Below are 26,146 nucleotides of genomic sequence, written 5' to 3'. Positions count from 1 at the left end.
TCACGGCAATAGAATCGTTAAGAACAAGATTTTTCAGGCTCTCTCAGCCATGACTGCCATCTTTCCCTTATCTATGGCTGGTTAGCACAATTTTTGTCTAGTTTATGCGCAACTTATGTGTATCTATACGTCTAATATTACCAGTGTTTCCCATCCACTGTCGGTTCTTTCCAGCCGGAAATGATGGAGGGTTACGGCTTTGACATCGACCTTAAGATGGTGGCGTTTCGGATTGAGTTTTTCACCCATAGCGGTCGCTTCCAGCACATAGGTATGATCTTTCCCTTTAATTTGTATCTGTTGAGTGCGCACTATCAACTGTTCAGCATCTTTGTAGTAAATGAACTCCTGCAGAAAATTGAAAAGGAGCATGTCCAGCTCTTCGTTTTCGAGCTGTATTTCACGCTTTTCCTGAAGCTGAATTGAATCAAGATCTTCTACCATCACATGCATCGTAGCATTGGCTGCTGATATAAACGTCTCCTCTAAATCCTTACCCCAGGCTTTAAAAGCTGTATCAGCAATGGCAATATCTTCCAGATATTCGTATGGCATTATCATACTGCGGTACAACCGCACCTGCAATAAAAAAAATCAATAACACAATATCGATATAATTTTTGCATCATGAGGACATATAGTATCAAATAGATGAAACCGGACGGAACATAATGAAACCAAATACAATGAGCCATGATTTGATTGCGCCATCACGGACAAACGAGTTTGTCCGTGCCACCCTATCAAAAATACGTTCGGCTTCATATCTTGAGTACTATAATACCGCAGGAAAACTCATTTGGGATTATTACCTTTCCAGAGCAAGCACAAGGTTTGCCCCTGCAAGATTATGATCTTTCCCTGTATTGACTATTCCGTGTGCGTTATCCCTTTACATTACCAATGGGTATAAAGAGTGCCACACGTTTGCTGATTCCTGATAGTTCGGCTGCCTCGATGACATCGTTGATATCCTTATAGGCGCCTCCGGCTTCTTCAGCCAGTCCCGACCATGATGCACTCCGGACATAGATACCCCGCGCCTCCATTTCATGCTGTAATGTCTCCCCTCTCCATGTCTTCTTTGCTTTACTTCGGCTCATAGTTCTGCCACTTCCGTGCGCCGTGCTAAAGAAGGTTTGGCTACCTCCGGAAGTACCCACTAATAAATAAGAGCCGGTTTCCATACTGCCTCCAATAATAACCGGTTGACCTATTTCCTTATAGCGTTTCGGCACTCCCTCCATTCCCGGTCCAAATGCGCGGGTAGCCCCCTTTCGATGTACCAGCAGTTTTTTTGTCTGACCATTAATACTGTGATTCTCAACCTTAGCTGTATTGTGTGCAACATCGTATACCATATACATCCCCATGTCCTGAGGAGAACGACCAAATACATCTGAGAAAACTTCGCGTATTCGATGTAAAATAAGCTGGCGATTTGCAAATGACATATTGATTCCGCATTTCATGGCAGCATAGTAATCTTTCCCTTCGGGTGAATTGAAAGGGGCAGAAGCTAACTCGCGATCCAGAACGCTGATTCCATATTTACTTTGCATCACCTTCAGAAAAACCTGCAGATAGTCAGTTGCCACCTGATGGCCAAATCCACGGCTGCCAGTATGAAACATGACAGCGATCTGATCAGGAACGGTAATCCCGAATACCCTGGCTAACTTCTCATCCATTATATATTCACGGCGTGCTACCTGTATTTCCAGATAATGATTGCCAGAACCTAATGTACCAATTTGATTGTATCCCCGATCGATAGCTTTTTCGCTAATTTTCTTTGAATCAGCCCCTTCAATACAACCAGACTCTTCGGTCATCTCCAGGTCTTCTTCCCATCCATAGCCATGTTTGACACACCAGTGTGCCCCCTGTTCAACAATCTGCCGAAATTCGTCTCTTGATACCTTCAGAAAGCCTGTACTCCCTACACCTGCCGGGATTTTCTTATACAGTTTATCAACCAGTTCCTTAAGATGAGGTTTCACTTCGTTATAGGTAAGATTCGTCATCACCAGGCGCATACCGCAATTGATATCAAAGCCAATACCACCCGGAGAAATTATCCCTTCTTCCGTGTCCATAGCAGCTACACCCCCAATAGGGAAACCGTAGCCAGAATGACCATCAGGCATGCAAAGCGCATACTTGGTAATGCCTGGTAATGTAGCCACATTGGTAATCTGGTCATAGACGGCTTCATCCATTGCCTGAATCAACTTTTCCGTTCCATAGATCCTTGCTGGTACGCGCATGCCGGGTTTATAAGAGACAGGTAATTCCCAAACAGTATCGGATATTCGTTCAATGATATTGGGCAGAGGCATAAGTTCTTGTATTCCTTTTCTTACCTATGGTAACCTTCAAGAACAGAAAAATAAAATTTTGCTACATATCATTATTAGCATCTTTTATACCAACTTGCAAGTCTATCCATTAATTAAGCCCTCGATACCCTTTCAATGCCGGATAAATATAAACCTGTAGAGGCACAAGATTTTGCGTCTCTCCATAGCTATTTCGAAATTCCAGAATATACAATAAATACATGATTATAAACAATTGCCCTTACAAGATTGCAATATATGATCTTATCGAGTATAGTAAGCAGCAATGAGGTAGTGCTATGATTTTTATTGTACAGGTAGATAAGTCAACACATACCATAGATGTAAGAGAAAAGATAGAGAGACCGGCATGCTCCGCAGCACTGATCCAGGTATAATACACCCTTACCTTAAAGATGCTTCAAACCTTAACGGTGGTTATGCGCAGGAGGTCGTCTTCCCCGAAAATGAAACAGAGGTTGTTCAGATACTGGAAGAGGCATCATGTACCAGGACGCCAGTAACGATCTCAGGAAACGGGACAGGCCTTGTGGGGGCGAGAATACCGTTCGGAGGGATTGTTCTTTCAACTGAAAAATTAGGTGGATTAAGAGGAGTTTATCAAACAGATAGTAAATCGGGTTATATCATAACAGGACCTGCCCTCACCTTGAAAGGGCTTCAGGAAGCAGCTTCAGCGAATGGGCTTCTTTACCCGCCAGATCCCACGGAGCAGAACGCATTTATTGGCGCCAGTGTAGCGACCAATGCCTCCGGGGCCAGAACCTTCAAATATGGAGCTACCCGCAAGTGGGTGAGAAGATTAAGAATCGTTCTTGCGACAGGTGACATCCTGGACTTGCACCGTGGAGAATTCCTTGCCGATTCAGAAGATCATATTTTTCTGAATGGTTCCAGAAATACCTTTGAACTAAAGTTACCCCACTATCGTTCACCACGCATAAAACATTCGGCCGGTTATTACATCACACCAGGGATGAGCGCCCTGGATCTCTTTATCGGGTCAGAGGGAACTTTAGGCGTATTCACTGAAGTTGAGGTTGAGCTTATTCTCAAACCTTACGGATTCTTTAGTGGAATCGTTTTTCTCAATCAGGAGGAAGATGCCTGGCATCTGGTAGATCAGGCCAGAGATGAGTCGTTAAAGAACCGTGTTTCTCAGACAAAAGATCAATTCGATGCCAGTGTTCTGGAATATTTTGATTCCCATGCTCTTCACATCCTGCGTACTGCCTATCCTCAAATCCCGCCACAAGCCCAATCGGCTGTTTTCTTTGAACAGGAAATTCTCCCTCATTCAAAAAAAAAGCTTACAGAACAATGGTTTCGGTTATTCCAAAACCATCAGGTCCTGTTAGACCAGAGTTGGTTCAGCGAAAGTTCTCAAGAACATACTGAATTTCGCGTGTTTCGCCACGCTATCCCCGCTCTCGTTAACAAACTCTTACGGCAACACCACCAAATGAAGATTGGCACTGATTTTACCGTTCCAAAAGAACACTTTTTTGATCTCTTGAGACTGTACCGGCAAATCCTGAAGGATTCAGGCCTTCGATACTGTACCTTCGGACACATTGCGGACAATCACCTTCACGTAAACATTCTTCCACAGAACGATAGCGAGGCACAAAGAGGATGGCAACTCTACGGCCAAATTGCCGATATAATTATTCGTTGGGGAGGTTCTATCTCTGCAGAGCATGGAGTGGGCAAGATCAAAAGGAATTATCTGCTCAATATGGTTGGACGCTCAGGTATTAAGGAGATGGCCTGCATTAAGAAAAAGCTCGATCCTTATGGAATTTTAGGAAGAGGAAATATTATTCCGGAAGAGTTTGTGGATACCTGAGAAGATTGTCTCAGACTTTGGATATTATAACTCCAGGAAGGGTGTGAACTGTCACACTTTTGTAGCAACACATTTCTGTGACATGTCACACCCTCATACAAAAATTCCTCTCTTATCACTGATTGGATACAGAAAGAGTTTTCTCAAACCTGCAGGCTTAAATTGCCTTAGTGAGGTTAAATATTTTATTTGTATTCTGTTTAGTTTCCCTTCACGGTATATTTTTTGTTGCTTAATTTTGATTCTCAAGCTAAGCTAAAGCAGAAACAATCTCTATTAAAATTCCTGTGCATAGAACTTTATTGCTTCTATTAAAATTCCACCGTGTCATGCAGGCTTTGATGAAGCCACATGATATTTTAATTCATACGACATCTCTTTGAAGGGAGGGTAAATTAATCCATGGTAAAAGGCAACAGGCGCTTTATTTTCCCCAGATTCATGCCGATTGTATTATTGCTATCAATGCTTGGCTGTGCCCCTGTTATATCAAAACAAATCAGAGAACAGGTAAAACCAGATATCACTCCTGAAGCTGTATTAAGCGATCCTGAACATTATAAAGGTGAAATGATTGTGATAAGCGGGATTATCATTGAGGCTGAAAACACGAAAGAGGAAACTTTGTTAAAGATATTACAGCGCCCTGCCGGTTCTCGCGGAAAACCGAAAGATGTAGATGTATCCGGCGGAAGATTTTTAGCCATCGTTGATCACTATCTCGATCCGGTTCTCTATTCCAAGGATCGCGCTGTTACCATTGGCGGAGAAGTTCAGGGAACGAGGATACTACCTTTGGGAGAAATACAGTATACCTATCCGGTTGTTAACGTTAAAGAGATATACCTTTGGCCAGTTGAAAAGCAGTACTATTCTCCTTCCCCTTCATTCCACATCGGCTTTGGTCTTGGGTATTTCCATTAATAAGGAGGAATGCATATGATAAAAGGCATTACATATTCCAGCTCATATCAATGTATATCATTGATGACATTGTTATTGATAACCGGTTGCGCACCGGTTATATCAAAACAAGTAAGAGAACAAGTTAATCCAAATATCACAGTTGAAGAGGTATTTAAGGATCCTGAACGTTACCAGGGTGAAATGATTATCGTAAGTGGGAATATTATCGAGACCGAAAATACCAAAGAAGGCACTTTTATAAAGATATTACAACATCCTGCGGGTTCCCGGGGAAGGCCTAAAGATGTGGATACAAGTGAAGGAAGATTTCTGGCGGCTTTCGACCACTATCTGGATCCGGTTATCTATGCTAAAGGACGAGCCATCACTATCGCAGGAGAAGTACAGGGAAAACAAACATTACCTGTGGGCGAAGTGCAATATACCTATCCAGTTATCCAGGCTAAGGAGATGCACCTTTGGCCAGTTGAAAAGCGATATTATTCACCTGATTACTACTATCATGATCATTTCTGGTGGCGAAGAGGTTTCTGGTATTACTAAATTTTTATATCTTACTCCTCAATAAAAGGTTTTATCGTTCGTGAGATAATGTACCTATTATTGGCAATCCAGTGATAGATAGCATACAAGAGTGCTTTTATTATGGGTATCTTAAACAATACATACGACCATCTGAGACCCTTTAATCGGACAACTATCTCTGGTAATGCCATATCGCCAGCTAAAATCCGGTTATCTGAAAGTACGAGCTGAAGGGATTTTCGACATGTCTCATCAGTCATCTCAGGGAATCGGATTCTTCGTTCCTCTGATTGGCATGGAATACATTCAAAGGCATCTCTTCGGATTGCATGTAGCTGAATCCATTTCATACTGGCGCGACATAAACAACAGGTATTATCATACATGAGAACGACACGCCCTTTATTTTTCACGTATATCCTTTTATCCGTACAATCTGTGGCTATAATTATTTTCTACCAATTTGAATGAACCTCTATCTCACAAAGCTCAATGCCTGATAAATTAGAGATATCTCTAACTGGCAAACTACCATCGTATATACTTTCCAGGATAGCATTCCCATTATAATAAATCGTAACAGGTTCGCTATTGACATTCCTTTGAAGTACGAATTTATAGTGAAATCTTGTACGATCTCCGGAATTTCTGGTAATAACGGATACAACCCTATTCTTACCCGGTAATAGTTTATCTTCTCCATTACAGAAACCTTTATATTTTAATCTTTCGGCCTTTTGGGATTCTATAAAAACCAGGGCTACTTCATCCCCTTCCGTTAACTCTGCAAGGTTAAATCCCAATCCCTTTAATCCGTCTGCAACGACAATTTTTGTCGGTTCCTTATGGATAATCCTCTTTGTGTCTTCCCAGGCGCTCGGGTTCTTTAAAAAATAATCCACGATATTCCCCTGGGCAAGACTGACATTCTCCATGGAAAAGAGAGTGAATACTACAAGTAACGTACACCATAAGTACAGGCAGGGTATCCTTTTTTGCAAATATAACAACGATTGAGAGACAAAAGAATTCCACCGGAAAAATTTCCTGTTACGATACAGTAGTACTCCACAAGATTCTTTGTTCTCTTCAGTATGATGATTACCCTCATGCTGAAGAATAAAACGATGAAGAATCTCTCTTGTGAAATCTCTGAGAGCATGCTTGGTATTTTTCACGTTTATTACCCTTCTACGCAACTATCTTTATTTATATTCAATAAACCCGGCGGGATTTTTTCTATATAAATTATGTGCTTTAATATACTCTTCCACGCATCGGGGAACCAAATATCGTATACTACGCCCGTCCCGTAATCGTTCCCTGATTTCGGTAGAGGATATCCCAATGGATGGGATCATGACTTTTAGTCTTTCGATTTCTTTTTTCTCTTTATTTTTGAACTCCGCCTCATCCCTCATAAGGGAAAAGTTGTAAGATTTCTCTTTGGTAAGGGGTACATGGGATTTATGGGAATCTTCGTTTATTGGTACCGGGAAACGATTAACCACGACAAAACGGCACAAGCTGGAAAGTATATCAATGTCTTTCCAGGTATTTATCTCATGCAGCATATCTGATCCAATAATCAGATATAAGTTCTGTTTCTCCCCATATATCCCTTTAAGAGTTTTTACGGTATCTATCGTATAGGATTTTCCTGACCGTTTAATTTCCAAATCAGAAATCTCAAAATGATCGTTATCGCTTATAGCCTGTTTTACCATGTGATATCTATGAGAAGAATGTATTAAATCGATTGATTCTTTATGCGGAGATATACCGGTAGGGATAAATACCACTTTCGATAATCTTTGCTGCTGAAATACTTCTTCTGCAACAATTAAATGACCTATATGGATTGGGTTAAACGATCCACCAAATATACCGATATCCATCGTATGTAATAATCATTCAGCCCCTGGGAGCTTAAGCATAAAGATACAATATGAGAGAAGAATTTCTATTCTAAAACCAAAAATCTGAATTTTACCAGCAGTCATATTATATACCATGATATAAAGGGATGTAAATAAGTTAATAAAAACGGGACTTGTTTTTCATTGACTCGTAAAAAAAGGTGTGTTAGCATCTGGCAATTGTAATGAATCAGAAAGGTTTGGCATTTTTGAGGAAATCTCTTGAAAATTGCATATTTTGACTGTTTTTCCGGTATAAGCGGTGATATGACATTAGGGGCTTTTGTAGATGCAGGATTAGACCTCGCTGTTTTAAAAGAGCGCCTGGGGCAACTTCCCATTCATGGTTATGAGCTATCTGCAGAAAAGGTAAAGCGAGCAGGTATCTGCGGTACAAAAGTTCATGTAATAATATCTCAAAAAGATGAACATAGACATAAACACCACAACCATCACCATTCACAGTATAATTTTTCTGATATACAGACAATTATAGAAAAAAGCAACCTCCACCACGATATCAAGAAAGATAGTATCAGGATTTTCCATAGATTGGCAACGGTTGAGGCAAAAGTCCATAATACCTCAATAGAGGAAGTCCATTTTCACGAGGTAGGGGCAATAGACTCAATCGTTGATATTGTAGGGTCAGTAATTGCTCTAAAACACACAGGAATAGAAAAGATATATTTCTCACCTATTCCCACCGGTCATGGATATACGATGTGTGAACATGGCACATTCCCTGTTCCTCCACCTGCAGTGGCAGAACTCCTTAAGGGACACCTATTAAAATCTGTCGATATAGCAAAAGAATTAACAACCCCTACTGGCGCTGCAATAGTAACGACGTTGGGAGAAGGCATACACACTATTCCAGAAATGAGGATCCTTCAGGTCGGTTATGGGGCAGGTAGTTACCATGATTCTACGATACCGAATTTATTACGTGTCATCATAGGAGAAATAACTCCGGGTAAGGAAACCGATGAAATGTGGGTTGTTGAGACCAACATTGATAATATGTCCGGAGAAATAATAGGTTATGTCATGGATAAATTATTTGAAGCAGGCGCGGTGGACGTGTATTTTACACCGATTCAGATGAAAAAGGAGCGTCCCGGAATAATTATTAGCGCTCTTGTACCGGAACGAAATCTATCTTCTGTTGAATCGGTTTTGTTTGACCAGACAGCCACCTTTGGCATAAGGAAATATAAAGTAATTCGTACAATACTTACCCGTGAGTTCAAAGAATTTGACACCCGGCTTGGTAAAATAAAGGTTAAAATTGGGAAATTTCATGAGGATATTAAAAGTTTTTCTCCTGAATATGAGGATTGTAAAAGGATTGCTGAGGAAAAAGGCATCCCCCTAAAGCATGTCTATCGTATCATTTCAAAAGATCTGGAAAATCATGAGTTTTTGAAATAACTATTGCTATTTATAATTTACAAACTGCATAGCAAAATCGTAATTTTGGTCTTTAATTGCCTTCATAACTGACTGGAGATCGTCTATCTTTTGCCCTGTTATACGGACCTTATCTTCCTGAATTTGGGCCTGAATTTTCAGTTTCAATCCCTTAATAAATTTTACCAGTTCTTTGGCCTTTTCCATAGGAATGCCTGACTGAAACGTAATAACCTGCCGAATAGTACCGCCTAATGCATTTTCTGGCTCGCCAACGTTAAGCGATTTTAAGGGAATGCCCCTCTTTTCAAGCTTGTCTTGTAAAATCTCTGTTAAACTCCTCATCTTGTAGTCGTCATCGGCAATTAATGTTATAGAATTATCATTGTTTAATGCAACAGAAGATTTACTTCCTTTAAAGTCATATCTTACTGCAAGCTGCTTTTTGGCCTGATCAACCGCATTATTTACCTCGTGCATTTCTACCTTACATACAATATCAAACGAATGCATTTCTGCCATACCAGTATCTCCTTATCTTCGTAATTTTGTGGCTATTTTGAAATTCCTGAACATTCAATAACCTAAATTCCTGACTTCTTCTTCCGTAAATCCGATAAAATGAGCTAATTCATGGCGTACCACATTCTTTATCCTTTTCTTAATCTCCTCTTCCGAGTGGCAAAGAGACTCGATATTCTTCTGAAATATCGTAATCCTCTCCGGCATTGTGCCAGAATGCCATACACTTTTCTTGTTAAGCGGTATACCTTCAAATAACCCTAACAAAATTCCGCTAGGTGTTATTTTCAGTTTTTCTAATACATTACTGGTAGGCCTATCCTCTACAACAATAGACACATTCGATAAACGGTCCTGGATATTTTGTGGCAATTCTTTGATTGCATCAATCACAAGCCGGTCGAAAACTATTGTATGCCCTGTGCTTTGAGCTTCCGGAATTATTTCATCCGATCCATACTCAACAATTCCGGTAATTTTATAGGTACCCATAAAGATCTTACCTACAAGATAAATAATTCCCCCTAATACAGCAAACGTTACCCAGAAGTTCCATCCCTGCATGAGCATAGCGCCACCTAACGATCCCAAAAGAGCAACAATTGCAAAATACCCCAGCAAGACACAAAACCCTTTTGTATCCTTCTCGTGCCTTTTCACAGCTAGGATAGGAACTACCCTTAAACCACAGCCAACACATATCATACTCTTTTTCTGATTACACTCTTCAATACGATATATCTGACCACAATGAAAGCATCGTAATAGATCTTTTGTCATAAAATAAAGGTTCTCTTAGAAATTATACCCAATGGTACTTAATATGGTAGCATCGTTATTTTTTACCCCTTCTGCACTGGGATCACTATCATATTGGTTGATCCAGCTAATGTTCCAGGATATATGGTTATTCAATTTTTGCCTTAATCCTACATCAGATTCTAATCGCCATTGTATAAGATTATCTACTGCAGGTATAAAATCTACTTTCGCATACATGAAAGTTGAATCAAAAATTTGCCAATCTAAATAATTTCCAATTCTCAAACCAGGACTTGTTCGTACCATACTGTCTTGAAATCTCTCGTAGGTATATGATGGACCTATTTCAGATTTATACTTCAAATTTTCCCTTTCAATAAACCGATAGCCCATACCTGATGATGTAATAGACCTGAGACTCAACTTCTCGATCTCATCATGCTCTATACTCTCCTGATGAAAAGAATACAATCTTTCTTTGTGTTTACGCTCATATTTAAAAGCGCCGTGTTGTTCGTCAGCGCTCTTCGTCCCGGCAGTTGTCTCAAAAAGAAGAAGGCTGCTGAAATAAAAATTATCTTTCATTCTTTCCAGAGAAAAATTTGTCTTTACGCTCGTAGTCAATGCGTCCCTATTTCCCCTTTGAAGGGTAAGACCGGCATCAATATTCCCCTTCCACGGTTTACCGCCTTGCTGAAGGGTATCCTGCTGCTGAGGTGCTGCATAAACATCGGGAGTATCGTGAATACTCGCTTGCACAGATGGTTCTGCTCCATCCGTAAAAAACGACCGACTGGCTATCATCTCCTTCGGGTAAATTGATGATACAGTATCTGCCGTCGTGAGGCCTATATCTTTAACGGAAAGCCCCCCCTCAGTCTTAAGGATGGTAAATTTCCTTTTGGTTTCATCGTGGCTTACGATAATAATCTCTTTATCTCTTGAAATAAGGCTGATAATGCGCCACTGGATGAAACTAATAGCTCCTCCACCTTCGTCTCTGACCGAGAGACACTCCTCATCAGCATCAACTACTTCTCCTTTTATTATATCACCATCAATAGTCTTTATCTCGTCGGTAAATGCCTTATTTATAAGACAGAAATACATCAGGAAAAGAATTAAAAATCTTAATTTAGGCATTATTCCTTTTGTAAACAATATTCTCAATATCTGCTGTCACGATTTCCTTTTTATCTTTGTCAGGAACAGGAAAAGGTACTATTGAACGGATATGAATATCATGCTGTGGGAAGGCAATCTCAATGTTATTCTGTTTAAACACCTTATCAATAGCAAAATTAAGTTCACTCATGGTAAACCAACGTTTCCCTGGATCATCTGCCCAAAAATACAATTCGAATCTGAGCGCATTCTCACCGAACTCAGCAAACCTTACGACTGGTTCAGGATATACCTTTACATTTGGATTCTGCTTAGCAATTTCCAATAAACACTGCTTTACAAGACCGGTATCAGAACCATATGCAACTCCGACCTTCACACACCCTCTCATCAGGGGTGTTGGAAGAGTCCAATTCGTTATTCTATTTTCGATAAACTTTGCATTCGGTACAGTTATCGTGACTCCATCAGGGGTTGTCAGTGTAGTGCTCCTTGCATTGATACTCTCAATAGTTCCTCCTGTTCCGTCATCCAGAATAACGACATCTCCCACACGCATAGGCCGCTCAAAGAGCAGGATAATTCCACTGACAAAATTGCTGATGATATTCTGCATTCCAAAGCCAATACCAATACCAAATGCACCTGCAAAAATTGTCAAACTTTTTAATGGAATGCCGGCCAGGTTGAGACCAATAAGCGCAGCAATGCCTACAATAACATATCGTATGAGAGAAGAGAATGTTTGCCTCGCCCCACGTTCTAAACGGAGTTTATAAAATACCCGTTCCTCCAGTAATTTTTTTATATACCGTGCAATGAAAAAGAACACGAGGAATATGGCGAATGCAACAATAATCTTTATCGGCGTAGTATATTTACCATCTTCAAAAACAAAACGATAGCTTAATCCGCTCCTGAGAGTTCCCAGCACTGCACCTATTTGGCCGAATATTTTTTGGACCAGATAGGGAGCTGCAGGAGAGCCTAATGCATCATAAAAGGTCCTCACCCATACCCGAATAATAATGATTGCGGCAATAAGAGAAATAGCATACTTGCACGAAACGGAATATACCGATGTAATGGCATGAAATTTCTTCTCCTCAGAAGTGCCCTTTTGAATCATTTTCTTTCTGAGACGCGCATCTCTTATGTAATCCAAACGGTGCTGTAGGTATTTCCACACCAAAAATACAATAAATGCAACAATAAAACTTTTTATACATGTTTTTAAGAGTGCATAGGTTAGTACCGAATACCCAAGACTCCTTATTGCAAACAACGAAATAACAAACGTAATAAAGATTGGGTATATTATCACGATAACACGATGAATGAATTTCCCTAATTTACCTTCTCCGCTCGGTAATAGTTTAAGGATAAAGGTTCTCTGCGTAGCAAGCCACAACAGGAGAATCAACATGCCTAACCGGTAAACAAACCAGAGTAATTTAATTACATCGTTTCTGTATTCAAAAACTGTTAATACCGTAATTGCAGATAGAGAGATCAAAGAGAATAAAAGCATAATATTTAATGAACGGTACAGGTGTGTGGGGGAAACATACGCCAGGGAGGTAACCAGTTTTTTATCCCCCTTTTCAGGACCGAAAGACTCAATGAGAAAACTCTTCAGTATCTTATATACTGCAAAATAGGTTAAGATATATACGGTTGCTGTTACCCAGGGGACCCTGATATGAAAAAGAGAAGTCAGGGAAAAAGAAAGGATAGCAATCCAAAAGGCGCCTATACTCTTTTTCATGATAAGGAGGAGGCTGGGAAGAAGCCTTGATTTATAGTAGGATATATCAGTAACCTTATAGGATTCTTCGATTTTAGAGGTAATCTCATCTCCGGCTGCCAAAACATCACTTCCATTCTCTGCATGAGTGGCCTCATAAGATTCTTCGATTTTAGAGGTGCACCACATACACAGAAATCTTTTTGAAAAATAAAGCCCTGCAAGTATTACCAATAGTCCACACAACCGTATCCAAAAACTGACAGTTTTCTTTTCCGTATCGAGGTATAGAATGAAATTTTTAACAGCATTTTGAGCTGTATTGTAGAACGTATCGAACAAGAGGCGGCTCTGTATCAAATCCTTATATATTGTTTTAAATGTTTCTGTGGAAATGTTACTTTCAATCCTTGCCCAAATATTTGCTGCCCTCATGGTAATTAATTTTTCTCTCGTTCTATTCGACAGGGCAAGCGCATTATTCTTAATCTCCAATCGTTCATGGAGTCTATCTAATATTGCAGATAGAAGTTTTGTTAGTTCCTCATGAATTTCTATTTTTTGATGCGCATACTCCTTAATTTGGCGTGCTAATTCCTTGTTCTCAAAAACAGCAATCTCTTTTTCAATTTTTGATATTTCTTCTTGTGCGTTCTTCAGATTATCTAAAAACAGTTTTTCCTCTCGTTTTACCGATGTAATAAGGCTTTCAATCACCGTTATCGCATTTGAAAACCGCTGTATGTCTGACTCTGTTTTTCTTAAGAATTCATCTATTACACTCGCTGTCATCCTTCGTTCTAAGAAAAATTCAATATCCGCTTCCAATTCTTTGTATTCAGTGGCATCTTTATATCTCTGTTCACCCTCTGTTATGAGCTCGTCTTTCTTTCTGGCTACAAGTCCGGTTTGCTTGTGAAGTTCAGCTTCTAATTCCAGTACTCTTTTCTTTTCCGGAGAAGTTGTTACCATTTGCTTTTGTGCAACCTCTTCAGCCTTCCTGATTGCCTCCTGCAGTGCCTTTTCAGCCTCCGCTCTTCTCATTTCTGCAATTTTTTGATTTACCTCTTCGGCTCTTTTAGCAGCTTCTAACTCGGCTTGCTTCTTTTTTAGTTCCTCGCTCCTTAACTTTTCCTCCAGACGGTTTGCTTTTTCAGCTAAAAAGGCTATGTTGAGTTCTGCATTTTTTAATATCTGTATTATTTGATCATAACGAACCTTAGCCGTTCCAAGCCTCGTCTTGAATATAACAATCCATTGTGCACCTATCGCCTTCCTCCACACTATAATACTGTCAATTTTCTCTTGTATTTTTTTAAGGAGTTCCTCATCGCTTATATCTTTTTTTTGTAATTCCAAATCTTTAATAAGATCTTTCTCTCTGTCAGAAACCCTGACTTTGACATCCTCCAGTTCATGAGTAAAAAAAGATACTATCGTATCCCTCTCCTTGAGACTTGCATGAACCGTAGCAATGTAACCCTTTGCAATATCTAATTCTTTTTTCACTACAAGGGCTTGATCAAAAGGTGTTACAGCAATTATCTCTTCAAGCTTTGCTATCGTCTCTAATAATGCAACTTGATCTGTGTAAGCCTTTAACTGATTTTGAAGGGCTGTAATCTGATCTTCATATGTCTCTATTTGTTCATCGCTTACGTTTAATTTTTCTTTAATAATATCTATTTCTTTATCGAGTAGTTGTAAAAATTTCGGATTTTCTCCCTCTGTCTGATAGGTTTTTTTATCCTGCTGTAATTTCTTAAGATAAACTATCGTTGTATCTCTGTCTCTTTGTAAATCTGAGATTAAAGACTCATTCTCTTTCACAGATTTATCAACAATAGCTTTTATCTCCTTTGCTTTTAATCTTGCCTTTTCAACATCTTCTGATTTTACCGTTATACCAATCTCAGCAGATTTTACTTCATCTGATTTTTTCTCTGGAGTTTGAGCCAATACACCAAGAGAGTTGCCTACTAGGAATAAGAAACATATGCTGAAATACCTTACTAATGGAAATGTATTTTTTTTCGACATATTGAGACCTTTCAATTAAACACCTATCCCTTGTTTATAAACATTCCATAGATCCGAATGCATCTTTTGGGGTACAAAATTAAAATTTTTATACGACCATATCGTCACCGTAGATTGTATAAGACCCATAAAGACCATGGCGGATGTTTTCGGATTAATATCTTTTTTTATCAATCCTAACTCGATACTGCTCAAAAGAAGCTTCTCTATCTTCCGTAAATATTTCTGGATAAGTTGTAAAATCTTTTTGCGAATAATCGGATCACTAAACTGCATAGCCCCCATAATAACAACGAAGGATGTCTTACGGCGGTTTTTTGCTAAAATAAGCTGAGCAAGTAAGATATTTTTCAGATTTTGAACCGGATCTTTCTCTACCATTGCACTATTTATGGATTCCATAAGGGTTTTTTCAATATCATCTATCAACAAACTCAATATATCTCTTTTGCTCTTAAAATGCCGGTATATGGCGCCTTTCGTAGTCCCTATTTCCTCTGCTATTTCACTGATGGTAACATGTTCAATTCCTTTTGAAGAAATAATATTGCGAATTATATCTATAATCTGTTGTCTTCTAATCTCTGTAGATTTTCTAACCTGCATGAAACCTCCTTCTGTATTGTGAATTGTTAGGTATAATCAAGATACAGAGTTATAATCTAATGTCTTATATATAAAAATGAAACCATATTATAAGAAAAAAGAGGCTGGATTTAAATTAAAACTTAAAATTTGATAAGAAAAAATACCCCGGAATAATGCATAGAATGTTGTAAGTAAGAGGTAACCTGTAATAATTATTACGGAAATCGGCTCTTTGATCACTCATGTACTGATATTTCATGAAAAATATTGATTCCAAAAGTAAAGAGAAAGAGGAGAATATTTTATATTTTTGTTAAGGCTATACTGAGTTATAATAGTAATTAAAGGAAATAGGCGTAGCTATGTTTTGCATTACGGATCAGGAAAAAAACAGGAGAATACTCTATGAAATTAACCGTAGGAAAAAAGATGAGTGGTGGTTTTGCGATATCGTTTATTATATCGGCAATTACTGGCGGATTAATCTTATATTGGTTAACGAACCTTACTGCAATGAGTCAAACAGTATTGAATGTTCATACACCATCTACCATAGAGGCAGAACGGCTTTTACGTTACTGTGGGTTAACAATTGGAGAGGTAAAGGGCTTCCTTGTATCAGGTGATGAAAAGTGTATTCATGACTTAGAAATTGCAAAGTCTGAGATACTGGAAAGCTATAAGAAACTTGAAGGGTTATCACATGATTGGACTCTGCAAGAAAATAAGGATATCCTGAAGGAGATAGGAAAGTGTTTAGATACATTTAACGCCTCAGCTCACAAGGTATTTGAGAAAAGATATAACCCGGAAAGCGATACAACACGCTATTATTTTGAAAACACTATAACACCCTCATATCAATCAGTACATGGACACATAAATACCCTATTCACAATCCTGGAAGAAATACCATTAACAGATATAATAAAAGAGGCTCTTATTGCAGGAGCAAATATGAAGGAAGGGATAGCATATTCTGACATGGCAATAAGAGAATTCCTTACAAAGGCAGATGAAAAATATATAAGGAATTATGAGGATGCAGTAAATTTATATACCCGTGGATTATATACTTTACAAGAGATTTCAAAAGAATTACCCGATAATGCCCAGGCATCCATTGCAGGACTCTTTAATGAAAATGGACAATTTATAGACCAGACAAGAAAAATATTTGAGGTAAAAAGTGGAAATAATCGTTCCGATTTGATATTCGTAAACGAAGAGCTTTCCCCCCTCATAGATACCATACAAGGTCACATTGATCAAATGGGAATTAACATGATCAAATTATTAGAGGCTGAAATACAAACCGTATTGAGATTACAGAAATTATTATGGTTTATTGCCTTAATCGCTATAGGAATTAGTGTGGCAACAGGTACATTCTTTGCTCTGTTTAGTAGAAAGTATCTTATATTAAGCTGGCCACGAAGATTAGTGCAATCCTCACGAGTCTAATTCTCATAATAGTATTTATAAATTTTTTAATTCTGATTTAAAAAAAGGCCAGCTTTACAACGCTGGCCTTTTCTGCACTCAGACTTTTACTAACGCTACTGCTATGGATGAAAGAGGCGCCAGGAAGCCTTTTGTGCACGGGACTTTTACTACCAATTTTCTGTTATTGCCTTATTTTAGAATGCATTTCTGATCTATTGCTTCATCTTCACCCTAATATCCTTAATCTCTTCTTCCATTTTCGGTGGCTTTAATGATTCTTGGGTTCCGGTAGTAGCCTTTAAAGCCTCTAATTTCCTTGCCCCTTTTTCATCCATCGCGGTGGCAAACCAATAGAGGAACGTGACGAAGAAACTACCACCCACGATATTCCCAAGGGTAACCGCAACGAGGTTCCACCCAAACATCTTACCCCATGAGATCATCGCAGGATCGTGAGGCAGTAAGTTCGCAATCGTCAAAAACGTCATATTCGCTACACTGTGTTCCATGCCTGTAGTAACAAAGCAGAACAAAACCCACCAACACATCATTATCTTGGCGCTGTCGCTGGTAACTCTAAAGCAGCTCCATATACCTAAACATACAAGCCAGTTACAAAAAATACCCCTGAAAAACAATTCCCACCACGGCGCATTGCACTTATAGGTAGCAGCCTTGTTCAAAAATGTGTGCCATGGATCAGGGGCAAATACGCCAGACATATAAATTAAAAGCGCAAAAATCAGTGACCCACCCAGGTTACCTACATACGTCCAAAACCAGCCCAACATTGAATCGCCAAGTGATACGGTACCTCTGAAAGTACCTTTCAGTATCAGTAAATTATATCCGGTAAACAACTCAGCTCCAGCAATAACTACTAATATCAAAGCGATAGGAAATACAGCTCCTCCAACTATTTTACCGATTCCGGGATTTAACGCTGCAACAGGAGCAGCCGCAACAACCATAAGAAGGACACCAAATCCAATAAAAAAACCAGCTACTACAGAAAGCGTCAAAAAACCTACCAGACTATGCTTCATTGCCGTAGATTTCTTGAGAGACATCGCTGCAATTGCATCTACATTTCCAGTATATAACATTACTTGTTCTCCTCTAAAATGTTGTATACAGCATCTTAAAACAACACGAATTATCTCCTCCTCTTCTAAAGCTCAATACAACACAACTACTTATCCCCCTGTAATACTCTTTTTGACACACCCCTCCTTTCTTGGTCGCTCGTTTTTCAACATCCGCACATATTCTGCGTTCATTCTCCACAAACTTTATTTAGTAACTATTCGTTTACTTAACAAAACATATGCCAACGGCACTTTGCAGTAAAAATACTGTTCATATTTTTATATAAACAGTTTTAAACCAACACACTATATAAACGATAGTTTATTTGTCGCATGGATATCGGAACGCTGTTAGAATCACACAGGTCTTTCATTATGCAATACTAGTTTCACCGTCTGAATTTCATTTCCATAATAACCTATACGGTAAACGAGTGTTTATATATAATACGTTCCGGGCATAAGAGACCCTATGGTTACTGACAGATATCTGACATTCAGGAAGTTTTCTCACAAGTATCGAGAGATAGGGTAGATTAAACGAAGTGAATCCACTATTGCATCTTAATGGCATTGGGTGGCTGGATTTTCGATAAAGACAGCGGGGATGACGGGAGGACTACCGTAGATTATACAATCAAAAACCGGTGTGTTTTTTCATAAGGGCGAACACAAGGTGTATCCCTGACTCGGTTTTGCGCCGTATTATGATTAATAAACTGAACACTAACTTATAAGCCGATAAATATACTAATTATAGAATGAATAATAAGAATTGGTGTTAAAAAGTCCAAGACAGAAGCCCCAATGTACAAATCATATTCCGTAATAAATCCAAACATATTGGTTGCACAAAGAAATCGTATAAAAAAGAATGTATAGAGTGTTAGGGTTATCGTTTTATTCAAAAATAGATATTTGCTATAAACATAAACAAAAATAAAAACAGAACTTAGCCTGATCATACAGTTCAAAACATTCAAGATAAACAGAATACGGGATTCTTCTTCATCTTCCAAAAATGTCTCTATGCCTACAGACAAAAAATATTTTGAAAAAAAATACAAACCAAAACCAATAATACTGAGGGAAAAAAGAGCTTTTGCCCAATCTATCAATTGTCTTATAGGCTGTACATCCAGATTCTTCAGCTCAGATGAATTGTTAGCCATTCCCCTTACTACTTTTTTTACAGAATCAGATGTAATGAAAATATATGCAAAGGCAAAAACGATAGCCATTACCACATCACCACACATATCAGGTAAATTTGGCACGTGCACTTCGTACCTATGTTCATGATTTCCTGACTGGAGAAAGTCAAAATAGATCAGACCATGCATAATATTCCCTATTGCGAACCGCAAATTAACACCGATAAATATTAATAACGCGCCTATTTTTAAGTCCTTTATCGCATGTTTTGTTACTTTATTTTGACTCACGCAATTCGCTATACTAAACATCGATTTTCCCCCTTATTTAATAATCATGAATAGTTTTAGGGTATTACATGTCTGATATTCCGTCAGTATAAAAAACTGCACCTCTTCGTTTGTTTCAATTTGTAAGGAGTCTTTAAAATTCATTAGTACTAAATTATACATCATATTTTAAATATTTCAACCACAATGAATAGTTTATTATTTATAATTATTGCAAATGCGTTTCAAATGCGCAGAACCACCTGTTGATACAATCATAAATTTACCGATCACTTCTCTGTCTTCATTGATTTTGGCTGTACATGGTCTTTTATTGTAAACTATCATTTACTTGACATAGCATAAACAACGCAGTATAATACCATGTATAATATGTAAACGATAGTTTACTACTATAACAAGAGAGATAAGTATCTGTCCATAAATATTTGCACACTTTACGAGAGTCGGGTAGGTTGAGTTGAGAAACGGAGCCCAACGGGTATTCTAGCTCCTGTCTCCTGAATTTTGTATTCTGCCTTCCCTTGATAAAGAAGTATGTGCAAAAACTTATAGTTAGGTACTTATATTGAAGAACGTCTATGAGGAAAAAAGCTGTTCAGAAAAAGATTAACCACGAAATTCCGAAGGAAAGCTGGAGTAATAGTGTTCACCATACAAAAAACAATACTCGGTATAGGGAGGAATCTTTATGAAGAAGATAGAAGCAATCGTTAGAACGGAAATGTTTGATAGTATCAAGGATGCATTATCAGAATTGGGTTATCCGGGAATGACGGTAACGATGGTAAAAGGACACGGGAATCAAAAAGGTATCGTTGAAACGTGGCGTGGAAAAATGTTTCGGATTGACCTCCTGTCCAAGATTAAAATCGAAATAACGGTCAAAGATACTGATGTTGAAAATATTGTAAACACGATTGTCCAAAAATCCCAAACCGGAAATATGGGTGATGGAAAGATATTTATTTCCCATATAGAAAATGTTTATCGTGTTCGAACCAAGGAGTCAGGTGAAATTGCAATCTAAACCGAGCAGTATAACCTTATTTTGGTTGTGTTAACAGGGCAGGAATTTCGATTTGTTCGTAAGATGTCATTTCTCTCTTACACCGTAGGAAAAGACTTCTCGTCTTTATAGGCACTTATTGAGCAGGAATATGCCATCTACCGGGTATTTCCGACCGTTCCTCAAGTTGTTTTTTCAGTAATGCCTCTTTTACCATTTTCAATCTATCGGCAAGTTCGTGGAGTTCCCAATCCTTTTCCCTTATTATGTCTTTCGTTTGAGACAATAAATCTTCTAAAGCCCATACCTCTTTTTGGAACCTAGCTTTTTCCTCTTCACATTTTATCATTGAGTCTTCAAGTTTTCTGTTCAGCAGTTTTAGTTGCACATCCTGCTCCTTTAACAGGACAGCATTCTTTTCTGCTGCATCTTTGTATCGTACAAAATCATGAATCAACTTGTTTAACTCTTCTTTGTTACCAAAGGATCTCATTACCCTCTGTTCAAGCTGTTCCTGAAATGCTTCTTCCCTGAGATACCCGGATTTTTTCGTTTTGTGGTACTGATTCAACATTTTTACTATAAAACCGATATTAACAAATAACACTATGATAATAAAGATAATCGTATTGATAGACAAATCCTTCATGTTTTTTTCATTCCATAATCTTCCAGTCCGGAAAAGACCTATATAAACGAAATGCTAGTTGTCCTTTATACAGAGAACCGGGCAAGGAGATGCCCTTATCACCTTCTCTGTTACACTACCTATAACCATATGGGAAATACCTGCGCGCCCATGAGTACCCATCACTATAACATCTATCCTTTTTCTCCTGGCTACCTTTATAATCTCATCGGCAGGAATACCTATAGCAATTAAAGTTTCTATACTGATATATTCCCTTACATCTTCAGGAACACTATCCATAAGTTTTTTCTTCATTTTTACAACAGTATCTGGGTCAAGAATGCCCTCATAACCAAACTTAAGCCCTCCGTAATCAAATACACACTCAACGTACATAAGATAAAGTCTGGCAGAGTCCTTTATTGCCATTTTTACAGCGTATCCGAGCGCATTCATTGAACAATCCGAATAATCAATTGGGCAAAGAATTTTCTTAAAGTAGATCATTTTACCTGTATTATTTAATCTATAGTAACCTTTTCCATCTCTTTTCTTTCCGCAATACTATGGGCTCTTTTCCAATAAATATCTTTTTTCCTGAGTAAGGATATTCTCAAAAAAGAAGGGCATACCGTGGAAGTAAGTACTATTACCATAATAATAGAGGAAAATAAAACATCATCCAATATTCCTATATCCCTGCTTATTCCGGTCAAAATCAAGGTACCTTCTAACTTCATCGCCATGCCTATACCTATAGCCAGACGATTTATACCTTTCTCAATTGGACAAACACTGCAAAATAGCTTTCCCAGGATAGCAGCTCCTGCTATTGCAAGGCCGAGAAGGATTGCATGTATATCCAAAAAACTTTTCAAATCTACCTCAGCTCCAACCCGGACAAAAAGTATAGGTACGAGAATCATATAATATGGCCGGATAATTCGTTCTATATTGCTATACTCTTTATCATCCGAATCTTTGAACTTTACATTTCGCAGGAGTAAACCTGCAGCAAAAGCACCTATTACACCGTGAAGTCCAATTGACCCGGAAATAAAAGCAAACAAAAGAGATAAAGTTACAACAATCGATATTTTTAAACCTTCGGCAAATTTACTTGTTAGGAAGTTTCCAAAACTTTCCCCATATTTTAAAACTGATATCAAAACAATAGCGAGAAAGGAAAACGCAATAACAACGGTAACTAATACACCCAATACAGAAACTTCACCTCTCACTGCAATTCCGCTTACGATACCGAAGGTTAAAATTACAATAATTTCCGTAAGGATCGTTGCACCCGTTATCACCCTCCCTTCCAAAGTATTTATCGCCTTTAGTTCACTCAGAATTGCAAATAATAAGCCTGTACTGGTGTTACAAATAATAATCGCCAAAATTAGATTTGTACCAAAGGTAGCGCCGGGAAGAAGAAAATGTCCAACAACAAGACCTAAACCAGCCGGAACTATTATACCACCAATACTTACAAGAAAAGAGGAGGCACCTACTCTTAATAACGCCTTGAGGTCTGTATGAAGGCCTGCAGTTAAAAGAAGCAATAAAGTCCCAAAATAGGAGACCACTTTCAAAAATGGCATTGTCTTGAGAAAATCAAAAAAATTCCATTCAGTAAAAAAATAAATATTACCCAATACCATTCCTATGATTAAATTTCCTACTACCTCGGGAAGCTTCACCATGTTTGCTATCCAACCGCCAATTTTGGCAGCTATAAGGGTAATAGCAACTGCAAGAATAATACTGAGGGTTTGATTTGTATGCCATATACTCCATGCAGATGTTACCTCTTTTTTTTCTCTTGTTATCTCAACAATTTGCTCTTTTTCAGGAATGATTTTTTGCTCATTTTTACTTTCAGGGGGTTTCACTTCTGAATTTTCAGTGCTTCCACTATTGGACGCAGAAAGAACCTCCTCCTCTTCAACCGTTGTTGCAGGAAGCCCTGATGGAGTTGAAGAACTATTATTCTCTTTCATATCTTGAGAAATTTCTTTTCCGGTAACATTTGATTGATAATCAATAGGAGATTTTTCTTCTTCTAAAGAAACAACCTCCTTCTCACCTGAAATATTCCTCTCTTGTTCATTGTTTATCATTGATGTTTGTGTTCCCTTTTCCTCTTCAACCAAGGCCATTTCTTTACCAAAAGGAGGGGTTAAAAGTTCCGATGGGGATGTGGGAGGGAAAATTTTCTTTTCTATGGCAATGTTTTGTTCATCTCTCCCGGGAGAAAAATTCTCCTGAGAGCTTTTATCGTTCGCAGTATCAGATGGGGAAGAAATCTTGTTTTCGGCAATGTCCGGGAAGGATTTTTTATCGGGAGTTAGTATCTGTGTCTCATGTCCCTCTAAAGAAGGTAATTGCACCTCAGAATCTGACGTAACAGAACGTTCTTGTGCCATTGTAGTATGAGAAATATTTTCTTCAGTATTACTTGAACCGGTCTTTTCCTCTGTAGTAATTACTTGGTAATCCTTATTGAGAGACAATTCTTTTTGAACACCATCATCTCCTTCTTTTATTGGAGAAGTAACAGGATTCTCTTTTTCTGGAATAGTTTGGAGATATCCTGGATCTGTGACAACAGTCTGCGTCCCCCTTTCTTGTTGGAACCGGAATTGTTCACCCACAGATGTGGTATAAAGTAGTTGTGGAAACAGAGGTGGACGTACATCCTGTTCTGCAATAGTCGGTTGATATCCTTCATCAGAAGGTTTCTTTTGGAGATTCTTTTCTTTTAGAATTTTCAGGAATTTTCCAAGAAAAAAACTTTTTGCTTCAGCAAGAGACTTTGTATCTTTTTCATTGTAAGCAGGAATGTGTTGAGAATTCTCCATCGCTGCTACATCTTCTGTCCTTCCCTGGGGTAAATTTATTCCAAAGAAATAGTGCAGAGATATCAATAGTATGATAAAAGCTTGTTTTGACTTTACTGTATGCATAGATATAAGAGAAAATTAGAAATTTCTTGAGGAATTTTTCCAGAATAATTTTACGGAACTGTAACTTAGTATAATACCGTTTACATATTTGTCAAGATAATGTGAATATTCGTTTGTTTATAATATATAAACATATGATAGCCATATCCCACATTATCCCACATTCCGCACGTAAAAGTCATAAGTTATTGAAATCAGAGAATTTAATCTTTTAACAGAGTTTATCAGAGGATTATTTTGAGAGCCAAAAGCTCTATGGTATATTGATAATCTTTACTATGTACATAATAGGAGAGACGCAAGATTTTGCAGTGGTACAGACTCAAGATGTTGCGTTTATCGGTTGTAGAGATGCAAAATCTTGCGTCTCTCCTTTCGTTTTCCTGCCTAATCCCATTGGGATGCCATAATTATAGCAAAAATCAAAAAAAGCCCTTAAACCCCGAAGGGGTGACAAAAGAGAAATATGACAAGAAAATTTGAATTTGCTAAAATACCTGCCCCCGGATAATTTGGTGTGTTCTGTGACACATGCGGTATGTTCGATTTCAGAGAAGGGGGTTACTATAAATTATGACAAGCGCCCGTATAGTTAGGATTAATTACCATTAATCCCTCCAATAAAATAAATGGACTTTATGGATTTCTCATATTGTAATTGTCGTTTCCTAAATGAATTAGAACTTATCCGAAAACCCCTTTTTGAGATTTATTTTCAATGGCTTTTATAGGTTTTCGGATAGGCTCTTACCCTTGATAAAAAAATGAAACTATTTTTTATCCAAATCTTAAGGTACTAAAAAAATGTCTGCTTGCCTCACATTATCATCGAGATGCATCTCTCCGGGCACATCTTCTAATTCTGCCAGTATTACGTACCTATCCTCCTTTAATTCTTTGGTGTCCCAGCTATAGACAATCTTATGAGAGGACAAGCCGTCTAACGTTTCAGCCTCTCGTCCAATAATTTGGTCTGTTGTAAGACATGTTACCGTCAATATTGTTGTTACCTTCGTCGTCCTCTCATTACCAACAATTATTTCAACATAAATCTTGTTTCCAAGAGTAGCGCGCAAAGGTACGTTAAGAGATACAATCATTACTCCACGCGCATCCTTATGCTCAATCTTCTTTTTTTCCTTAGCTAAACAATAGGATAATTCACTTAACAAAAAACATCCAAAGAAAAGAGTAAAACCCAATCTCCAGCCATTTACATAATATTTTCTCATAATGGCCTCCTTTTTTGTAAATTACTCTATTTGAATTAACCTTACCCAACACTTACAATTCGTCATTACGCTCCTTTATTTATAAACCACACAGCGCCAGACATAAGTGAGCTAACATATACTGCTATGCTCTTATAGTATCTGTTAGCTCACCCTTAAACCTGTTGTGTCTAAGCTTTTTCCACCTTTATTAATTCTCCGTTCAGATATTTTTTCATGAAATCATTCTCGTTGCCAGCGGTATACCCTGTCTTTGCCGGATCCCATAGCCCCTTACCTCCAATACCACCGTCCTCTGCCTTAGTAATCTTTACCAGGGTCTCCTTTGGGGTAGTATTAATACCATGGTTATCGGCCTCATAGCCAAAAACAAACTTCATACTCGTTTTTGACTTATGGAATAAGTTATCCAATTGGTGCATGGGCATAGACCAATTCCTGGTGATGCTCTGTTGTGATCCATAACGGAAGCTTGATTGATACCCGGTGCCTGCCGATAGCGCCCTTCCATCAGGTCTTGTCTCATGAGCCTTCACCGACCGCTCT

General features: G+C 38.3%; 23 protein-coding genes and 1 pseudogene. 7 read left to right on the top strand and 17 right to left on the bottom strand.

What is annotated here, in order from left to right:
* Nucleotides 1-123 precede the first annotated feature (123 nt).
* Nucleotides 124-555, bottom strand: coding sequence for an archease (locus FBQ94_RS13830; RefSeq protein ID WP_040544519.1), 432 nt, complete (start codon nucleotides 553-555; stop codon nucleotides 124-126).
* A gap of 116 nt (nucleotides 556-671) precedes the next feature.
* Between FBQ94_RS13830 and FBQ94_RS13825 the strand changes: the two genes are divergently transcribed.
* Entirely contained in the window at nucleotides 672-854 is a 183-nt protein-coding gene (locus FBQ94_RS13825; RefSeq protein WP_007222946.1) for a hypothetical protein, read from the top strand.
* A gap of 30 nt (nucleotides 855-884) precedes the next feature.
* Here the strand turns inward: FBQ94_RS13825 and FBQ94_RS13820 are convergent, their stop codons facing one another.
* Nucleotides 885-2,342, bottom strand: coding sequence for an RtcB family protein (locus FBQ94_RS13820; RefSeq protein ID WP_007222947.1), 1,458 nt, complete (start codon nucleotides 2,340-2,342; stop codon nucleotides 885-887).
* Between the two features lie 370 nt (nucleotides 2,343-2,712).
* Here FBQ94_RS13820 and FBQ94_RS13815 point away from each other — a divergent pair, with 370 nt between their 5' ends.
* From FBQ94_RS13815 to FBQ94_RS13805, 3 genes are all read left to right on the top strand, one after another.
* Nucleotides 2,713-4,212, top strand: coding sequence for an FAD-binding oxidoreductase (locus tag FBQ94_RS13815; RefSeq protein WP_007222948.1), 1,500 nt, complete (start codon nucleotides 2,713-2,715; stop codon nucleotides 4,210-4,212).
* A gap of 402 nt (nucleotides 4,213-4,614) precedes the next feature.
* Nucleotides 4,615-5,136 carry a Slp family lipoprotein gene (locus FBQ94_RS13810; RefSeq protein ID WP_007222949.1) on the top strand — a complete coding sequence of 174 codons (522 nt, stop codon included), beginning with the start codon at nucleotides 4,615-4,617 and terminating at the stop codon, nucleotides 5,134-5,136.
* A gap of 15 nt (nucleotides 5,137-5,151) precedes the next feature.
* Nucleotides 5,152-5,682: a Slp family lipoprotein gene (locus FBQ94_RS13805; RefSeq protein WP_007222950.1), complete on the top strand. Its 531-nt coding sequence runs from the start codon at nucleotides 5,152-5,154 to the stop codon at nucleotides 5,680-5,682.
* Between the two features lie 11 nt (nucleotides 5,683-5,693).
* On the opposite strand, the gene FBQ94_RS13800 is transcribed toward FBQ94_RS13805, so the two are convergent.
* The 3 genes from FBQ94_RS13800 to nadD are packed head-to-tail and all read right to left on the bottom strand — an operon-like array spanning nucleotide 5,694 to nucleotide 7,562.
* Entirely contained in the window at nucleotides 5,694-6,077 is a 384-nt protein-coding gene (locus tag FBQ94_RS13800) for a thiol-disulfide oxidoreductase DCC family protein (protein ID WP_007222951.1), read from the bottom strand.
* A gap of 42 nt (nucleotides 6,078-6,119) precedes the next feature.
* Complete coding sequence (locus FBQ94_RS13795) at nucleotides 6,120-6,842, bottom strand: hypothetical protein (protein ID WP_007222952.1); 723 nt, start codon at nucleotides 6,840-6,842, stop codon at nucleotides 6,120-6,122.
* A 27-nt stretch (nucleotides 6,843-6,869) separates the two neighbouring features.
* Entirely contained in the window at nucleotides 6,870-7,562 is a 693-nt protein-coding gene (gene nadD, locus FBQ94_RS13790; RefSeq protein WP_007222953.1) for a nicotinate-nucleotide adenylyltransferase, read from the bottom strand.
* Nucleotides 7,563-7,805: 243 nt separating this feature from the next.
* On the opposite strand from nadD, the gene larC reads away from it, so the two are divergent.
* Nucleotides 7,806-9,017 carry a nickel pincer cofactor biosynthesis protein LarC gene (gene larC / locus FBQ94_RS13785; protein ID WP_007222954.1) on the top strand — a complete coding sequence of 404 codons (1,212 nt, stop codon included), beginning with the start codon at nucleotides 7,806-7,808 and terminating at the stop codon, nucleotides 9,015-9,017.
* A 6-nt stretch (nucleotides 9,018-9,023) separates the two neighbouring features.
* Here larC and FBQ94_RS13780 read toward each other — a convergent pair whose 3' ends face one another.
* From FBQ94_RS13780 to FBQ94_RS13760, 5 genes are all read right to left on the bottom strand, one after another.
* Nucleotides 9,024-9,509 (bottom strand): YajQ family cyclic di-GMP-binding protein, encoded by a 486-nt coding sequence (locus FBQ94_RS13780; protein ID WP_352246834.1) that lies wholly within the window; start codon nucleotides 9,507-9,509, stop codon nucleotides 9,024-9,026.
* A 63-nt stretch (nucleotides 9,510-9,572) separates the two neighbouring features.
* Nucleotides 9,573-10,298, bottom strand: coding sequence for a metallopeptidase family protein (locus FBQ94_RS13775; RefSeq protein WP_007222956.1), 726 nt, complete (start codon nucleotides 10,296-10,298; stop codon nucleotides 9,573-9,575).
* A 15-nt stretch (nucleotides 10,299-10,313) separates the two neighbouring features.
* Nucleotides 10,314-11,423, bottom strand: coding sequence for a DUF481 domain-containing protein (locus tag FBQ94_RS13770; RefSeq protein WP_007222957.1), 1,110 nt, complete (start codon nucleotides 11,421-11,423; stop codon nucleotides 10,314-10,316).
* Nucleotides 11,416-15,111 carry a mechanosensitive ion channel domain-containing protein gene (locus tag FBQ94_RS13765; protein ID WP_007222958.1) on the bottom strand — a complete coding sequence of 1,232 codons (3,696 nt, stop codon included), beginning with the start codon at nucleotides 15,109-15,111 and terminating at the stop codon, nucleotides 11,416-11,418. Before FBQ94_RS13765 ends, FBQ94_RS13770 begins: the two co-directional genes overlap by 8 nt.
* Before the next feature lie 96 nt (nucleotides 15,112-15,207).
* Complete coding sequence (locus tag FBQ94_RS13760; protein WP_007222959.1) at nucleotides 15,208-15,798, bottom strand: TetR/AcrR family transcriptional regulator; 591 nt, start codon at nucleotides 15,796-15,798, stop codon at nucleotides 15,208-15,210.
* Nucleotides 15,799-16,185: 387 nt separating this feature from the next.
* Here FBQ94_RS13760 and FBQ94_RS13755 point away from each other — a divergent pair, with 387 nt between their 5' ends.
* On the top strand, nucleotides 16,186-17,244 hold the full coding sequence (locus tag FBQ94_RS13755) for a CHASE3 domain-containing protein (protein ID WP_007222960.1): 1,059 nt from the start codon (nucleotides 16,186-16,188) through the stop codon (nucleotides 17,242-17,244).
* A 194-nt stretch (nucleotides 17,245-17,438) separates the two neighbouring features.
* On the opposite strand, the gene FBQ94_RS13750 is transcribed toward FBQ94_RS13755, so the two are convergent.
* Nucleotides 17,439-18,332 carry a formate/nitrite transporter family protein gene (locus tag FBQ94_RS13750; protein ID WP_007222961.1) on the bottom strand — a complete coding sequence of 298 codons (894 nt, stop codon included), beginning with the start codon at nucleotides 18,330-18,332 and terminating at the stop codon, nucleotides 17,439-17,441.
* Between the two features lie 713 nt (nucleotides 18,333-19,045).
* Nucleotides 19,046-19,780: a hypothetical protein gene (locus tag FBQ94_RS13745; RefSeq protein WP_007222963.1), complete on the bottom strand. Its 735-nt coding sequence runs from the start codon at nucleotides 19,778-19,780 to the stop codon at nucleotides 19,046-19,048.
* 670 nt (nucleotides 19,781-20,450) lie between these two features.
* Between FBQ94_RS13745 and FBQ94_RS13740 the strand changes: the two genes are divergently transcribed.
* Nucleotides 20,451-20,789 (top strand): P-II family nitrogen regulator, encoded by a 339-nt coding sequence (locus FBQ94_RS13740; RefSeq protein WP_007222964.1) that lies wholly within the window; start codon nucleotides 20,451-20,453, stop codon nucleotides 20,787-20,789.
* 115 nt (nucleotides 20,790-20,904) lie between these two features.
* On the opposite strand, the gene FBQ94_RS13735 is transcribed toward FBQ94_RS13740, so the two are convergent.
* The 5 genes and pseudogenes from FBQ94_RS13735 to FBQ94_RS13715 all read right to left on the bottom strand — a co-directional run.
* The gene (locus FBQ94_RS13735) at nucleotides 20,905-21,417 is read right to left on the bottom strand and encodes a hypothetical protein (protein WP_007222965.1); all 513 of its coding nucleotides are present in this window, start codon (nucleotides 21,415-21,417) and stop codon (nucleotides 20,905-20,907) included.
* Between the two features lie 54 nt (nucleotides 21,418-21,471).
* A complete protein-coding gene (locus FBQ94_RS13730) occupies nucleotides 21,472-21,906 on the bottom strand; it encodes a universal stress protein (RefSeq protein WP_051006231.1) in 435 nt (144 codons plus the stop codon).
* A gap of 14 nt (nucleotides 21,907-21,920) precedes the next feature.
* A complete protein-coding gene (locus FBQ94_RS13725; RefSeq protein ID WP_285442198.1) occupies nucleotides 21,921-24,263 on the bottom strand; it encodes a cation:proton antiporter in 2,343 nt (780 codons plus the stop codon).
* 893 nt (nucleotides 24,264-25,156) lie between these two features.
* Complete coding sequence (locus FBQ94_RS13720) at nucleotides 25,157-25,600, bottom strand: hypothetical protein (RefSeq protein ID WP_007222968.1); 444 nt, start codon at nucleotides 25,598-25,600, stop codon at nucleotides 25,157-25,159.
* A 170-nt stretch (nucleotides 25,601-25,770) separates the two neighbouring features.
* Nucleotides 25,771-26,146, bottom strand: a pseudogene (locus FBQ94_RS13715) (molybdopterin-dependent oxidoreductase); the annotation flags it as partial.

The organism is Candidatus Jettenia sp. AMX1 (assembly GCF_030263775.1).
Lineage (GTDB): Bacteria > Planctomycetota > Brocadiia > Brocadiales > Brocadiaceae > Jettenia > Jettenia caeni.
Note: the sequence above shows the minus strand (reverse complement) of the source record. Positions and strands in the feature narration are given on the sequence as shown.